Origin of the sequence: Leptotrichia sp. oral taxon 498, assembly GCF_002240055.1 — a bacterium.
In the GTDB taxonomy this organism is placed as follows: domain Bacteria; phylum Fusobacteriota; class Fusobacteriia; order Fusobacteriales; family Leptotrichiaceae; genus Leptotrichia; species Leptotrichia rugosa.
This window is the reverse complement of the sequence record NZ_CP016753.1, coordinates 1,856,604-1,872,452: the sequence shown is the minus strand read 5'-3', so window position 1 is coordinate 1,872,452 and position 15,849 is coordinate 1,856,604. Positions and strand designations below refer to the sequence as shown.

The following is a 15,849-nucleotide window of genomic DNA, read 5'->3' as shown; positions in this document are numbered from 1 at the left end:
TAAGAGATTAAAAATAGGCTGAATTTAAGAAATCAAGGAGGAAAGAAAATGCCAAGAGTAAAAACAGGAATAATTAGAAGAAAAAGACATAAAAAAGTTTTAAAAGAAGCAAAAGGTTATAGAGGATCAACAAAATCAAATTATAGAAAAGCTAATGAAGCAGTTAAAAAAGCAATGGCTTACGCAACTGAACATAGAAAACAGAAAAAAAGAAAAATGCGTGAATTATGGATTATTAGAATCAATGCCGCTACCAGATTAAACGGAGTTTCATATTCAAGATTCATGAATGGGCTTAAAAAAGCTGGTATTGAATTAGATAGAAAAGTTTTAGCTGATTTAGCATTAAACAATCCTGCAGAATTTGCAAAATTGGTAGAAAAAGTTAAATAATAGTTTTAATTTAAAATAAGGGGCATAGTTTGCTCCTTTTTCTATATTTAATTTTTTATATTTAAAGACTTAAAATTAATTAATTAATTAAAAAAATAATAACAAAAAAATAAAATTAAGGAGAAAAATGAGTAATAATTTTGAATTTGGAATAAAAAAACAGTTGATAACTAGGGAAGAACTTTCAAAAAAAGTAAAAGAACTGGGAGAAAAAATAACTTGTGACTTTAAAGACGAAGATGCTCCGCTAATAGTAATTGGGCTGTTAAAAGGGTCGGTGGTATTTATGGCTGATTTGATTAGGGAGATAAAACTGCCGCTTGAAATTGACTTTATTGAAGCATCTAGTTATGGCGAAGGAACTCACACTACTAGAGAAGTTAAAATTTTAAAAGATTTGAGAAGTACGATAAGCGGGAAAAATGTGTTAGTTGTGGAAGACATAATTGATTCAGGATTTACATTGAAGAAAATTTTACAAATTTTAGGTAGCAGAAATCCTAAAAAAGTATCACTTTGTACACTTTTGGACAAACCCGAAAGAAGAGAAGTGGAAGTGGAAGTTCAGTATGTTGGATTTCAAATTCCAAATGAATTTGTTGTTGGATATGGTCTGGATTTTGACGAAAAATATAGAAATCTTGAATATATTGGAATTGCAGAACCATCAGTTTTTGAATAGTTTAAAGGAGAAATTTTGAAAAAAATAAATCATAATAAAAATTATGCCACCAAAAAAAAATACGGTCAAAACTTTTTAAATGACAGTTCATTATCTGATAAAATTTTGGATGTGGCAAGTATTAATAAAAATGTAGAAGTCTTGGAAATAGGTTCGGGACTTGGGTTTTTGACAAAAAAATTGATAACCAATTCTAAATTCTTGACTTCGTTTGAAATAGACGACGATTTGATTCCAATTTTGAAGAAAAAATTTGGGAAATATGAAAATTTTGATTTGGTTCATAGAGATTTTTTGGAAGTTGACTTATCCGAATTTTTGGAAAATAAAAAAGATGTGAAAGTGGTTGCAAATATTCCTTATTATATAACTTCGCCAATTATTAATAAATTGCTTGAATACCGTGAAAATATTGATGAAATCTATTTGATGGTGCAAAAGGAAGTGGCAGAGCGGATTGTCTCAAAGCCACACAGCAAAAATATGAGCCTGCTTACTCACGCAGTACAGTTTTACGCTGAAACAGAATATTTATTTACTGTTCCAAAAGAAAAATTTGATCCTGTTCCAAAAGTTGATTCAGCATTTTTAGGAATAAAAATTTTGAAAAATAAAAAGTATGAAAGTCAAATTTCGGAAGAAAAATATTTTAAATATTTGAGAGAAGCGTTTTCAAATAAGAGAAAAAGTATTTCTAATAATTTATCGAATTTAGGATTTTCAAAAGATTTTGTAAAAGAATGCTTGAAAAAAGTTGGCAAAACAGAATTGGCTAGAGCAGAAGAATTTTCTGTGCAAGGATTTATTGATTTTATTAGGATTTTGGAAGGTTAAACTGTCTATATTTTATTGAATAAAAAATAAAAAGTTCTCTAGATTGTGTAGGACTTTTTTAGTTACGTAATAATTTTTTTTAGCAAAAAATTTTGAAAATCAAATATTTTTACTTTACAAATAATAAAATAATGAGTATAATATAGCAAATATAAATTGGGAGGAATTTTTTTATGAAAAAAATGGGAATTTTATTGCTTATTGGAGCATTAATGGCGATAAGCTGTGGCAAAGATACCGGAGCAAAGGAAGGTGGAAAGGCTGGTACAACAGCTGGAAAGACAGCTGAACAAGGGAAAACTGATTTAAGCAAGGAAACTGCTGAATATAAAAAGTATGTTGAAGGTCAGATTGATATGCTTTTAAAGGATACAGAAAATTTTGCACAATTATTAAAGACTGGGAAATTAGACGAAGCTAAAAAAGTTTATCCGCTAATCCGTATGGCTTATGAAAGATCTGAGCCTATCGCTGAAAGCTTTGGAGAATCGGATATTAAGATAGATTACCGTCTTGTAGACTTCAAGGAAGAATTTAAAAATGAGGAAGGCTGGAAAGGTTTTCATAGAATTGAAAAAATATTGTGGGAACAAAACACTACAAAAGGAACTGAAAAATACGCAGAAGATCTTGTAAACGACATTAAGGAACTAAAGGCAAAAATTGCTACAATTGAAGTAACGCCTGATTTAATGGTTACAGGAGCGATTGACCTGTTAAATGAAGTTTCGACTCAAAAAATTACTGGAGAAGAAGAAGTGTTCTCACATACTGATTTATACGACTTTAGAGCAAACATCGAAGGAGCTCAGAAAATTTTTGAACTATTTAGACCTAAATTAGAACAAAAAGATGCTAAGCTCGTAACAACTTTAGATACTGAATTTAAAGCTGTAAATGCACTTCTTGATAAATATATGACAGATGACAAAAATTATAAATTGTACACAGAATTGAAGCCAGAAGATACAAAAGCTCTAGCTGAAGCAGTTACTAAACTTGGAGAACCTTTGTCGCAAATGGGAATTGTAATAGATGCAACTCCTAAAAAATAATATACTTATTCGGTAACTAATATGTTTAAGTATTATTGAATAGGGAAGTAATTCCCTTTGTTAAAATTAACATTTAGATTATTGAACACATCTAAATAAAACTTACAGTATAAAAAGAGGTAAAATAATGAGTGATGAAAATGATAAAAAATGGTTTGATAAAAAAATATCACGTCGTGATTTTTTGAAAAAAGCAGGAATGGTTGGAGCAGGTGCTGCAATTGGAGCGAGCGGAGCGGGTGCAATTTTTGCAAATATGTTTAGCGGTAAAGCAAATCAGGTTGTTGGAAATGAAGAAATCTCATTTTATGGAGAACATCAGTCAGGAATTGCTACTCCTGTTCAGAAAAATGTTTATTTTGCGGTATTAGATTTACATTCTACGGACAAGGAAGAAATAAAGCAGATGTTTAAGGACTGGACAGATTATTCTGAAAAACTTATGAAGGGTGAACTTGTAGCACCAGAACTTGCAAATCATCTAGTCCCTCCGATAGATACAGGAGAAACAGTGGGATTAAATCCGTACCGTTTGACAATAACTTTTGGAATAAGTCCATCTTTTCTGGATAAATTGAAGCTGGATAATAAGAAAATGGAAGAATTTAAGGATTTGCCACATTTTCCGAGAGACCAGATAAAGGACAAGTATAAAGGCGGTGATATTTGCATTCAGGCTTGTGCGGATGATGCACAGGTAGCATTTCACGCTGTGAGAAATCTTGTTCGTAAAGGACGTGCCTTAATTACTTTAAAATGGACTCAAGCTGGCTTTTTGCCTATTGGAAATGGAACAGAAAATCCAAAAAATAATAATGATTTTAAAAATGTTGTCTGGTATGATAAGAATAATTGGCTGAAAAATGGGACTTTTCTTATTGTAAGACGTATTCAAATGCATCTTGAAACGTGGGATAGAACTAATTTACAGGAGCAGGAAAATACGTTTGGAAGGTATAAGGAAAGCGGGGCTCCTTTTGGAGAAACAGACGAATTTGCAACGATTGACATAAATAAAAAAGGACCAGACGGAAAACCAGTTCTACCAATTGATTCACATGTTTATCTTGCCAAAAAAGCTGACGTTAAAATAGCACGCCGTGCCTTTTCTTATTCTAATGGAATAGATGAAGTGAGCGGACAGTTTGACGCGGGACTGCTATTTATATGTTTCCAAAAACATCCTGATCAATTTATAAAGATTCAGAATAGCCTAGGAAACGATGATAAGTTGAATGAATACATTACTCATGTTGGAACAGGAATTTTTGCTTGTTTTGGAGGGATAAAGAAGGGAGAGTACATTGGGCAGAAATTATTTGAATAAAAAAATAAGTACAATGCTATTTTTGTGCTTTATGCTATTCTTCGTGAATATTATTGCAGAAGAAAGCTATAGCGGACTTTACATAAAAATTACAGACACAACAACGGCAATAAAAAATAATAACCAAAATGAAGCAAAAAAACTTTTTTCTGAAGTAAGAGATGAATTTAAAAAGGTTAAAAATGCTGATTCTACGCAAGGGAAAAAGGTACAGGAACTTTTAAATAAAGAAAAAGCTGTATTGTCAGAAGATGACCTGAGAGAAGTTACAATAGCATTACTAGCTTTTGAAAAGGAGCAGAATCCTGTTGACGATAATGCAGAAAAGAAAAAATTCCAGTCAAGAATGAATCCTGCTTTAGATATGCTGGAAAAAGCAATTCAATCTAAAGATGTGGAACTTATGAAAAAAGAATATTTGAAATTTAATGGTGTCTGGACAAGAAATGAAAGTTTTATCAGAAGCAGAAGTATTCCTTACTATGGGAAAGTAGAAACTGCGATGTCGTTTTTGAGAAGTTCGATGGAAGTGGAACCATTTGATTATGACAACACAATAAATTCTTTTAATGACTTGAAATCAACAATACAAGACTATTTAGATGGCAAAAAGATAGAAAATAATATTTCAAGCACAATTACACTAAAAGAAGCTGTAGATATGCTGAAAGATGCGTTGGAAGCCTTTAAAAATGGAAATAAATCTAAAGGTCAGTCAAAAGTGAAAGAGTTTATTCAGGTATGGCCTACGGTTGAAGGCGATGTAAGTACGAGAAATTCAGCTTTATATACAAAAGTGGAAACACAGACTCCAATAATCATGGTAAAAGGTAGCGAAAAAGAGTATCAGGAACAATTACAAGGATTAATTACAGAATTATCACAAATTGATACAAAAGCACAATATACGTTTATTGATGCAATGTTTATACTTCTTCGTGAAGGTGTGGAGGCACTTCTTATCGTTCTGGCATTGGTAAGCAGCCTGAAAGCTGCAAATCAGAAAAAAGGATTACGTTGGGTGTACGCAGGAGCTGCTGCTGGAATTTTGGCAAGTGTGGTAATAGCATTTGCTCTTCAGGCTTTATTTCCTGGGGTATCTTCAGGAACAAATCGTGAAATTCTGGAAGGATTTGTAGGAATTTTTGCGGTTATAATGATGATTGGGATTGGATTTTGGCTGCATAGTAAATCATCCTTAAAATCTTGGAAAGATTATATTGACAGAAAAATGGATATTGTATTAAGTACAGGAAGTTTTGTGTCAATGTTTGTACTTAGTTTTCTTGCGGTATTTAGAGAAGGAGCAGAAACAATATTGTTTTATGTAGGAATTTTACCATTAATTTCATTGCAGAATTTGATTATCGGTATTATAAGTGCGGTATTGATATTAATTGTAATTGCACTTGTTTTAATATACGCTTCTTCAAAAATAAAAATACATCAAGTGTTTTTTGTACTTACGTGGACAATTTATTTCCTTGCATTTAAAATGCTTGGAACAAGTATTCACATGTTGCAAGTTGTGGGGATTTTACCGTTACATGTAGTTCATTTTATACCTACAATAGAAATTTTGGGAATTTATGCAAATATGGAAGTATTTATTAGTCAATTAATTTTAATTGTGATTATCGTGATTGCTGCATTGATAAAAAAGAGAAAAGATAAATAAAAATTTTAAAAGATAAAATATCGGAAAGGAATAGAATGGCTAAAATTGATGAACAGACGCTTGTGGAACATTTGAGCGAATTTAGGAAAAGACTCATTATTACAATTATATTTTTTATTGCAGCTTTTTTAGTAAGTTTGCTATTTTGTTCCGATATTTACAAATTACTGACGGCTTCATTTAAGCAGAAGCTCATAGTTCTTGGGCCTAATGATATTTTGAGCATTTATTTAATGTTGGCTGGAATATGTGCTTTTAGTTTGACATTGCCTTTTACAAGTTATCAAATATGGGCTTTTATTCGTCCTGCTCTTAAGGAAAAGGAAGCTAAGGCAATTTTATCTTATGTGCCTGCAACTTTTATATTATTTGTTACAGGACTTTCTTTTGGATTTTTTATAGTAACACCTGCATTACTAAATGTTTTACTATCTTTTGGTAAAGATTTGTTTAATATTCAGCTTACAGCAAATAATTATTTAATATTTGTATTACATACATCATTACCGCTTGCTGTAATATTTGAATTGCCTGTTGTTGTGGCATTTCTAACATCGCTGCATATCTTGACACCGCAATATTTAATAAAAAACAGGCGATATGGCTACTTTATTTTACTGGTAATTGCAGTCGTTTTGACGCCAGCTGACTTTATAAGCGATTTAACGATGGCGGCACCATTAATTTTACTTTATGAAGTGAGTATTTCTGTTTGTAAATATGTCTACAAAAGAAGGAGGGATGATTAAAAATGGGAATTTTTCAAGATATAGGAGCACCGGGACTTATAGTTCTAATACTTGGTGCATTGCTTATTTTTGGACCTAAAAGACTGCCTGAACTGGGAGAGGCTATAGGAAAAATGATTCGGGAATTTAAAAAGTCAGTTTCTGGAATTGACTCAGAGGCTGATGATAAAAATGTAGAAGATAAAAAAGAAAAAAAGTGTAAATAAATTAATCTTAGTTTATAAGCTATTTTTTGATTATTATATTTGAATTATAAAAGGCTTGGAATTATAACACTCCAAGCCATTCTCTTTTTTCTAGTACTTCCATTTCGATATTTTTTTGTTTTAACGTTTCAATCGCTTTATCCATATCATCTAAAAGATATGAATTTGTAAGAATCTTTATTAAACCGTTCTGGTTATCAAGAGTTCTCACATTTCCTAAGCCATCGTATGCTTCTATGATTTTATTAATAAAGTCAATATGTTCTTTTTTTGTTTGAATGATGTATTCCCAGCTTTTCATTTCTTTTTCATTATTTTCCATATTTTTCAGCCTTTCTCCTTAAAATTTGTCCAAATACGAGTATTTTCCGTTTGAATCTTTCCAGCCTAATATTTTTTCCAAATTCACATTCTGTGTTGATTGAATTATTCGTTTTTTTATGTCTGGATTATTTTTTACAAGCTGTGCAATTAATTCCTTTGTTTCACGGCGTTTGCTTGAAGTTTTTTCGGCAGCGACTGTACAGCCGCAGTTCATCGGAAGGATTCCGTTATTTCTTACCCATTTTATGATTGCCTTTTCTTCAACATAAAATAGAGGACGGATCAATTCTATATTAAAATTATCGGACTTTAATTTTGGTAGCATAGTTTCAAATTTTCCCATATAAAACATGCTCATAAGAGTTGTTTCAATAACGTCGTCAAAATGATGTCCAAGCGCAAGTTTATTGCAGCCAAGTGAAGTTGCTTTTGTATAAAGGCTGCCACGCCGCATTTTAGCACACATATAGCAGGGATAGTCTTTTGCGATTTTTTCTGCAATTTCAAAGATATTGTCATCATAAATTTCACAAGGGATATTTAAATGTTTTAGATTTTTTTTAAAATTTTGCAAATTTATTTCGTTAAAACCAGGGTTCAATGAAATAAACACGACTTCAAAATTTGTTTTACTAGCTCTTTTTAATTCTTGAAATAATTTTGAGAGTAAAAGGCTGTCTTTTCCACCAGAAACTGCCACAGCAATCTTATCGCCGTCTTTTACCAGCTCAAATTCTTTTAGTCCACGAATAAATGGCGACCAAAGTTCTGAGCGATATTTTTTTTGAATGCTTCTCTCAATAATATCAAGCGATTGAAGAGGAACATTTGGTAAAACTGTTTTGCAGACTGCACTACCAAGTTTTGTAGTTGCAACAGTACTTGCAAAACCAGTAGATTCGTCTTCATTTGTTAAATTCATTAAATACCTCCTTGCTTTAAAGTTTTAAAATTTGCTATTTTTTAAAATCGCCTGTTTGACCGTTATTTGCTTTTTCCAATAAAAACTTTACAAGTTCTCTAAAGTTTGAATCACTTATGTCATTGACACTTTGTGTACTTACAAATTTTCTTGAAATGGCAAGTGACTGATCTCTAAATGTCGGATTGTCCATTGAGTATAATTTTCCTTGAGAATTTTTTTTATCATATTGAGCTCCGATGACTTTATTGTTTTTTACTATCAATTTTACAAAAGTTGCATAATTAGCATCATATTTTTTTTCAACTGAATAAGTTCCATCTTTTAACTCTGAAAATGTTAGAACACTTGTAAAAAGTAAAATAAAGAATATTAATTTTTTCATTCTAAAATCCTCCTTTAAAATATAAAATAATTTTAATTATATTTAAATATATTATAGCATATTTTAAAAAAAAGGACAAAAAATTTATTTTGATGAAATTTTTTTAATAAAACCCTTGTGTATCAGTTACATAACCTTGACTATTATAAAAATTCCAGTTTCCATAAGGCTTATAATTTCTCAAAGTTCCTTTTGCTTTTACTTTTCCATTGCTATAATATTGGGTAAATTCTCCACTTCCATTAGATAATTTTATTTCACGTTCTTTTGAACCGTCCCTATTGTATCCAGCAACTTGGTAAATTATTCCATTGTTATAGCTTTCGATCAATCTTTTTGAACCATTTTCATAGTTCCAAGTCCATTGACCATTTCTTAAATTTGAAGTGTAATTTCCTGTCATTCGAACTGTTCCATTTGTGTAGTATAAAGTTACAGGTCCATTTAATCTTCCATATTGATAAATACTCTCAGCAATTACAACACCGTTTGAAATTTTTACTTCTTTTCCGTTTTTTAAGTTGTTTACATATTCTACTGAGCCTGCAGGTCTTCCAAACTCATCAAAATCGTAAGCAATGCCATTTAGGACACCGTTTCTATAAATCTTTATTGATTTTGAATATCCATTTCCATAAAACTCGATTTCTTCTCCATCTTTATTTCCATTTGTGTAATTTGTAACTTTTAACAAATTTCCATTATCATAATACAAGTACATTACACCATCTAAAATTCCATTTTTATAAGGTCTTATAGTTCTCACTGCGCCAATTTCACTGTATTCAATGTAATTTCCTGTGAAAGGCTGTCCCGTTTCCCTTATTGTGGCAGTATTTCCAGAAACATTTACATTTGAAATTGTTCCATAGTATGAAGACATAGCTCTTGCAGAACCGCTTGAATATTCGCTGGTTCTTTTAGCTCTGGCATTAGTGTTGTAAGCGGCAAATGAAAAACTTCCAAGCACTAAAAATGAAAATAAAACTAATATTGATTTTTTAAATTTTAACATTTTTCCTCCTTTTATCTTATAATATATTATAACAAGAAAAAATTATAATTAACTTAGATTTTTTCACTAAAACTTAGTTATTACTGAAAATCTGTGTCATTTTTATTTTTAATTTCAGAAACAGAGTTTTCTTTTTTTATATTTTTTAAATCCATGTAAAGCACATTCAAGAAAATTAATGTTGCCATAGTAAGTAGAAGCAGGTTAAATGAACTAGAGAATATAGTTAAAAAAATTTTAAAAATAAATCCTAAAATAGAAGTATTAGGAATTATTCCAAAAATGAATTTTATTGGTAGAAATATAAAATAAAAAAATAAAATTAAAATTATAATTGGCACAAGTAATCTAATTCGATTCCCTTTGCACAAATAAAAACTATATTTTATAGTCTGAACAAAATCTAAATCCCTTAAATAAAGTAAATGTACAAAAAATAAGAAATTGAAAAATAAAAATAAAATAATTAAAATATCAATCATAGGAATATTTACAAAAGCTAAAATAATGCTGATTACCATTATATAAAAGAAAATTAAAAAACTTTTCTTAATTGTTCTAAAAAACAAAATTTTTTGGTTATTAATTTCTATAAGATTTCCAACTTTTTGAATGCCAGCTGAATTTATAATTATTTGTAAAAATAATAAAAATATAAGTGTAAAATCATTGATTTCTAGTTTCATATTTTCAATACAAAGTAAAATAATTTGTAAGACTAAATAAGAGACAAAAAAGAATGCAATAAATTTTTTTTCTTTTTTTAAAAGATGTTTAAAAATATCAAAAGAATCGTTAAAATAATCGCTTAGTTTGAAATATCCCTTATCTAATTTATTTTTCAAATTTTCAAAATCCATTTTAATTATCTCCTTTCATATCATATTTGACTTTTTTAGTATTATACCATATTTTTACAAATAATTACTAGACATAGACATCAAAATTTAAATAATAGATATTAAAAAATATTATCGGACATTATTAAAAAAACAATAGACAAATACTACATTTTTCTGATAAAATAAAATAGTCAAAAATCAAAAAATATCAATTTAATAAAAATAAAGAAAGGAGGAAAATGAAAAAATACTATGATAACAAAAATTATCGGAGTTGGAGGAATGGGAATTAACTTTATCAATTATATGATTAAAGAAAAAATTAAAAAAGTTGAATATATAACAATAGACACTAATCTAAAAAACTCTGAATCAAGCTTAGCTAATCAAAAAATCTTTTTAGATACTGGAATTGCTAAATGTAGCAGAGAACAGGTGGAAAAAATTGCATTTCAATGTTATGGACAATTTTATGAACTTTTAAAAGATACAAATATTCTATTTTTAATTTCTGGAGTTGGCGGAGCGACTGGGAGTGGAATAACGCCGATTATTTTAGAAGTGGCTAAGAAACTCAAGATATTTACAATAACAATTATAGCTAGACCTTTTTTTCTAGAAGGATTTGATGTGATGAAAATTGCAAATGATGGAATGAGAAAGATTGAAAAGTTGACAGATAGCCTTATCATCATTCCAAATGAAAAGCTTTATAATTATATTGACAAAAGAGAACCACTAAATTCAGCTTACTGGCAAGCTAATATGCTTATTAAAGAAGGAATTGAAAGTGTTGTAAGTATTTTGACTGAAGTTGGATTTATGAATATTGATTTATTGGATATTAGAGCAGTGCTAGACCGCTCACGAGATACGATTATTCGTGTAGGAGAAGGATTTGGTGAAACAGCGGGAGAAAATATTTTAGCACAGATAAAAAAGAAAAATTTATTTGAAGGACAAATTCAAGATGCAAAAAGAGTTTTGATAAGTTTTACAACGGGAAATGACGTTCCATTGTTAGATATACAGAAAATCATTCAAGGAATTACCAATATTATAAAAGATAAAAATTTCAAACTTATTTGGGGGATTATAATAAATTCAAGCTACGAATTTAATAGAAAAATAAAAACTGTTATGATTTCAAGTGAACAGTGAAAAATGTATAAATTTACAAACTTCTGAATGTTGTTATTTTGGAAGTTTTTTATTTTTATTCTTGATTTTTTTGTTTTTCTTGTTTTAAGTAAATTTTTGTGATAAAATAAGTTATAAATAAATTTTGAATAGACTTTGAAAATAAAGGTTGTCACATCAATTAAGAAAGGAGTGTGTGATAGTAATATTATCATACGAAGAAAAGTGAAAAAATATATTAACAATATGAGCAAAAAAAATATAGTCTTATTGAACTTGCGAAAATTGTACGATTCTTATGGCTATAAAAAAATTTCTCTTCCGAATTTTGAAGAATATGATTTGTATAATGAAAATAAAGATTTTATTTTAGGAAATATACTTACAATTATGAATCCAAGCGGGAATTTATTAGCGCTTAGACCAGATATTACTCTTTCAGTTGCAAAAAAAATTTCAAAAGAAAAAACATTAAAATATGATAAAGTTTATTATCAGGAAAATATCTATACGACTTCTAAATATATAGGCTATAGTGAAAAAGAACAATTGGGAGTTGAACTGATTGGGAAAGAAACGTTATTTTTAAATTTTGAAATTGTGAGTCTTGCACTAAAAAGTTTGGAAATTATGAGCAAAAAAAATATGCTTGTATTATCTCATGCTGGATTTATTTTTTCAATTTTTGAAAACCTAGAACTTGAATATGAAATAAAAGAAAAAATTTTTGAGTACATTAACAATAAAAATGTTCATGATATAAAAATAATTTTAAAAAATAATAAAAACATTTCAGACGAATTAAAAAATCTTATTTATGAATTACCAAATTTATCAGGAAATATAGAAGAAATTGAAAAGAAATTATCTAAATATGAATTAAATCCTAAAATTATAAAGATATTATCTGGGCTTAAAGATTTGTATAATTTGATTATTAAATTTCATAGCAGAAAAAAAATTATTTTTGATTTTTCGATTATTAAAAATTTGAAATATTATAATGGGATTATTATGCAAGGGTTTATTGATAAAATTCCAAATGCTGTGCTAAGTGGCGGAAGATATGATAAATTGTTTGAAAAATTTGGAGTTGATACTGGAGCAATTGGATTTGCTGTTGTTACTGATAATCTTAATGAATTTTATAAAAATGAAAATCAGAAGGATTTTGATATTTTGCTTTTGTATGATGAAAGTGATTTCGGAAAATTGGCTGAGATTGTTGATAAGTTGGTAAAAGATGGCAACAGAGTGAGAACCCAAAATATTATTTATAAAAATTATGATTTTGAAATTTTTAATTATGATAAAAAATATATTTTTGAGAATGGAGAATTGAAAATTGAAATATGAATTTTTGATGGAAATTTGATGGAAAGGTGAAAATATGTTAAATATAGCACTTCCTAAAGGAAGACTTGGAAATAAAGTTTATGAATTGTTTGAGAGCATTGGGTATGATTGTGATGAAATAAAAAGTGACAACAGAAAATTGATTTTTGAAAATCCTGACAAAAAAATCAGATTTCTTTTGGTAAAGCCGTCGGATGTGGCGGTTTATGTGGAAAAGGGGAGCGCTGATATTGGAGTTGTTGGGAAGGACATTTTGCTGGAAGATAATCCAGATGTGTATGAACTTTTGGATTTAGGATTTGGAAAATGTAAATTTGGAATTGCGGGACCTGTTAATTTTAAAGAAAATTTTGATAGACCTTTGGTTGTTGCAACGAAATATTTTAATGTGTCAAAAAAATATTTTGACTCGATAAATAGAGATGTAGAATTAATCAAATTAAATGGTTCAATTGAAATTGCACCGATTTTGGAACTTTCTGATGTGATTGTCGATATTGTAGAAACTGGGACAACTTTGAGGGAAAATCATTTGAAAGTGTTGAATTTTATTGGAGATATAAGTGCGAGACTTATTGCAAATAAATCGAGTTATAGATTTAATCATGATAAAATAGAAAATATTGTGAGAAAAATAAAAGATAAAATAGACAAAACAGACAAAAAATAAATAAAAAATAAATTTTGATGGAGTGATAAAAATGATAAAGACAATTGAATATTCAGAAAATTTGAATTTGGAAAAAGAACTTGCTAGAAGCCAGTTTTCTTATGACGATGTAAATGAAACTGTGGAAAATATTTTAAAAGATGTAAAAAAACGAGGTGACAAGGCCCTTTTTGAGTATACAAAAAAATTTGATAAAGTGGATCTAAAAACATTGGAAGTTTCCGAAGAAGAAATTCAAAAAGCGTTTGATACAATTGATAAAGAACTTTTGGAAGTTATTAAATATTCGCATGATAATATTAAATTATTTCACGAAAAACAAGTTAGAAATAATTTTATTGTAAAAAAAGAAAATGGAATAAGTTTAGGTCAAATTATTAATCCAATTGAAAAAGTTGGGCTATATGTACCTGGAGGAACTGCCGCTTATCCATCAACTGTTTTGATGAATGCCGTTCCAGCAAAAATTGCAGGTTGCAAGGAAATTATAATGGTCACACCGCCAACTTCAGACGGAATAATTTTACCATCGCTTTTAGTTGCTGCGAAAATCGCTGGAGTTGACAGAATTTTTAAAGTTGGAGGAGCACAATCAATTGCTGCACTTAGTTATGGAACAGAAAGCATTCCAAAAGTATATAAAATTGTAGGACCTGGAAATATTTATGTTGCAATGGCTAAAAAGATGGTTTACGGAGAAGTTTCAATTGATATGATAGCAGGACCAAGTGAAGTTTTAATTATTGCCGATGATAGTGCAAATCCAGTTCATGTAGCAGCAGATCTACTTTCTCAAGCGGAACACGACAAACTGGCAGCTAGTATTTTAGTTACAAATTCAAAGGAACTTGCTAAAAATGTTGCAGAGCAATTGGAAATTCAGCTGAAAGAGTTGGAAAGGGAAGAGATTGCAAGAGTTTCGATTGAAACTCAAGGTAGAATTATTATTACAAAAACAATTGATGAAGCGATAAAAATAAGTAACGAAATTGCTCCAGAACATTTGGAACTAGCGGTTTCTAATCCTTTTGAACTTTTGACAAGAGTAAAAAATGCAGGTTCAATATTTATGGGACATAATACACCTGAGCCATTGGGAGATTATTTGGCAGGACCTAATCACACACTTCCGACAAGTGGAACAGCTAAATTTTCATCACCATTATCAGTTGATGACTTTATAAAAAAATCTTCATTTATTTATTATTCAAAAGAAGGTCTTGAAGAAGTGAAAGATAAAGTTATAAAATTTGCTGAAAGTGAAGGACTTACAGCTCATGCTCGTTCAGTTTCTAAAAGATTTGAGAAATAAAATTAATTATAAAAAATAAATAATTATATAATTTATTATCTAAATTTAATTTAAATAAAGATAAAAGATATTGGTGATAAAAATAAAATAAATTATCTTGAATTAGATTGTACCAGATTAGATTAGATAAATTAAATAAATTAAAAATTAGAAAGGAAAAATTTAAAAAATGAAAAAAATATTTTTGGGACTGTTTATTTTAGGAACACTTGGAATGGCTCAGCAAAATTATGAAGTTTATATAAAAAATGGGGTTAAAATTTCTCAAAGTGAAGCAGATAGAGATAGCAAAGAGATTGATAAAATTATTAATGATAAGATTATTTCAAGATATAACAACGAAGGAAAAAAGGTTTTAATGGAAAAGTCAAAAAAGCTTTATGATGAATATATGGATGGTTTAATGGATAACATGGTAAAAAACGCTCCAAAAAATCAACAACAGTCATTTAAAGAATTTTTAAGAAGACTTAGTGAAATTATGAAACAAAATGTTTTTGGTGAACTTGATAAAATGGATATTTCTATCAAGGAAATTTCATTTTTGAGTAAAAATAAAGCTAAAATTAGCATATTGGCTAAATATAAAGACATGGATGATCTTGACTCTGACAAAATTATTGATGAAGCATTTAAAAAATCTGGAATTACAGATAAAGATACTGAACATTTTGAAAAAATTAGTAAAGTAAAACTTGATAAATTTTATAAATATTTTGAAGATAGAGTAAAAGAAGAAATAAAAAAAATTGATTATAATGAAGATATTACAGAAATGGAAATTGAAAAAGTCAATGGAAAATGGCAAGTAGATTTTGATTATAATGATTTGATAAATGAGACATTAAAAAATTTGGAAGATAGTTTTGAAAGTATGAAAAATGACATTGACGATTAATAAGGAAATTTATCTGAAATAATAGATAAAGTAAAGAAAAAAATAAAGAGGGAGAAATTGT

Annotated in this window: 18 protein-coding genes; 13 read left to right on the top strand and 5 right to left on the bottom strand. The window is 28.9% G+C overall.

Translation table 11 applies throughout. The features are described 5' to 3' along the window. Nucleotides 1-48: 48 nt before the first annotated feature. From rplT to BCB68_RS09225, 8 genes are all read left to right on the top strand, one after another. Entirely contained in the window at nt 49-393 is a 345-nt protein-coding gene (rplT, locus tag BCB68_RS09260) for a 50S ribosomal protein L20 (RefSeq protein WP_094080514.1), read from the top strand. Between the two features lie 127 nt (nt 394-520). Then, nucleotides 521-1,075, top strand: coding sequence for a hypoxanthine phosphoribosyltransferase (hpt, locus tag BCB68_RS09255; RefSeq protein WP_094080513.1), 555 nt, complete (start codon nt 521-523; stop codon nt 1,073-1,075). Between the two features lie 15 nt (nt 1,076-1,090). Continuing rightward, entirely contained in the window at nt 1,091-1,909 is an 819-nt protein-coding gene (rsmA, locus tag BCB68_RS09250) for a 16S rRNA (adenine(1518)-N(6)/adenine(1519)-N(6))-dimethyltransferase RsmA (RefSeq protein WP_094080512.1), read from the top strand. 173 nt (nt 1,910-2,082) lie between these two features. Beyond that, nucleotides 2,083-2,964, top strand: coding sequence for an iron uptake system protein EfeO (efeO, locus tag BCB68_RS09245; protein WP_094080511.1), 882 nt, complete (start codon nt 2,083-2,085; stop codon nt 2,962-2,964). A 127-nt stretch (nt 2,965-3,091) separates the two neighbouring features. After that, nucleotides 3,092-4,291, top strand: coding sequence for an iron uptake transporter deferrochelatase/peroxidase subunit (efeB, locus tag BCB68_RS09240; protein WP_094080510.1), 1,200 nt, complete (start codon nt 3,092-3,094; stop codon nt 4,289-4,291). After that, nucleotides 4,269-5,969, top strand: coding sequence for an FTR1 family iron permease (locus BCB68_RS09235; protein WP_094080509.1), 1,701 nt, complete (start codon nt 4,269-4,271; stop codon nt 5,967-5,969). The genes efeB and BCB68_RS09235 overlap by 23 nt, the downstream gene beginning before the upstream one ends. Before the next feature lie 35 nt (nt 5,970-6,004). Next, the gene (gene tatC / locus BCB68_RS09230; RefSeq protein ID WP_094080508.1) at nt 6,005-6,718 is read left to right on the top strand and encodes a twin-arginine translocase subunit TatC; all 714 of its coding nucleotides are present in this window, start codon (nt 6,005-6,007) and stop codon (nt 6,716-6,718) included. A 2-nt stretch (nt 6,719-6,720) separates the two neighbouring features. Next, the gene (locus BCB68_RS09225) at nt 6,721-6,924 is read left to right on the top strand and encodes a twin-arginine translocase TatA/TatE family subunit (RefSeq protein ID WP_060918677.1); all 204 of its coding nucleotides are present in this window, start codon (nt 6,721-6,723) and stop codon (nt 6,922-6,924) included. A 61-nt stretch (nt 6,925-6,985) separates the two neighbouring features. Here the strand turns inward: BCB68_RS09225 and BCB68_RS09220 are convergent, their stop codons facing one another. From BCB68_RS09220 to BCB68_RS09200, 5 genes are all read right to left on the bottom strand, one after another. Beyond that, entirely contained in the window at nt 6,986-7,246 is a 261-nt protein-coding gene (locus BCB68_RS09220; protein WP_018449800.1) for a DUF4911 domain-containing protein, read from the bottom strand. An 18-nt stretch (nt 7,247-7,264) separates the two neighbouring features. Then, nucleotides 7,265-8,170, bottom strand: a complete 906-nt coding sequence (locus tag BCB68_RS09215; protein WP_094080507.1) for a tRNA 2-thiocytidine biosynthesis TtcA family protein — start codon at nt 8,168-8,170, stop codon at nt 7,265-7,267. A gap of 34 nt (nt 8,171-8,204) precedes the next feature. Continuing rightward, entirely contained in the window at nt 8,205-8,555 is a 351-nt protein-coding gene (locus BCB68_RS09210; protein ID WP_094080506.1) for a pheromone cAD1 o protein, read from the bottom strand. A gap of 103 nt (nt 8,556-8,658) precedes the next feature. Next, the gene (locus BCB68_RS09205; protein ID WP_094080505.1) at nt 8,659-9,570 is read right to left on the bottom strand and encodes a toxin-antitoxin system YwqK family antitoxin; all 912 of its coding nucleotides are present in this window, start codon (nt 9,568-9,570) and stop codon (nt 8,659-8,661) included. A gap of 80 nt (nt 9,571-9,650) precedes the next feature. Further along, nucleotides 9,651-10,430, bottom strand: coding sequence for a hypothetical protein (locus BCB68_RS09200; RefSeq protein WP_094080504.1), 780 nt, complete (start codon nt 10,428-10,430; stop codon nt 9,651-9,653). Between the two features lie 234 nt (nt 10,431-10,664). On the opposite strand from BCB68_RS09200, the gene BCB68_RS09195 reads away from it, so the two are divergent. From BCB68_RS09195 to BCB68_RS09175, 5 genes are all read left to right on the top strand, one after another. Further along, on the top strand, nt 10,665-11,573 hold the full coding sequence (locus BCB68_RS09195) for a cell division protein FtsZ (protein ID WP_094080503.1): 909 nt from the start codon (nt 10,665-10,667) through the stop codon (nt 11,571-11,573). A gap of 204 nt (nt 11,574-11,777) precedes the next feature. Then, on the top strand, nt 11,778-12,908 hold the full coding sequence (locus BCB68_RS09190) for an ATP phosphoribosyltransferase regulatory subunit (RefSeq protein ID WP_094080502.1): 1,131 nt from the start codon (nt 11,778-11,780) through the stop codon (nt 12,906-12,908). Between the two features lie 34 nt (nt 12,909-12,942). Next, complete coding sequence (gene hisG, locus BCB68_RS09185) at nt 12,943-13,578, top strand: ATP phosphoribosyltransferase (RefSeq protein ID WP_094080501.1); 636 nt, start codon at nt 12,943-12,945, stop codon at nt 13,576-13,578. A 31-nt stretch (nt 13,579-13,609) separates the two neighbouring features. Further along, on the top strand, nt 13,610-14,890 hold the full coding sequence (gene hisD / locus BCB68_RS09180; RefSeq protein WP_094080500.1) for a histidinol dehydrogenase: 1,281 nt from the start codon (nt 13,610-13,612) through the stop codon (nt 14,888-14,890). A 169-nt stretch (nt 14,891-15,059) separates the two neighbouring features. Continuing rightward, a complete protein-coding gene (locus BCB68_RS09175) occupies nt 15,060-15,788 on the top strand; it encodes a hypothetical protein (RefSeq protein WP_094080499.1) in 729 nt (242 codons plus the stop codon). Nucleotides 15,789-15,849 lie beyond the last annotated feature (61 nt).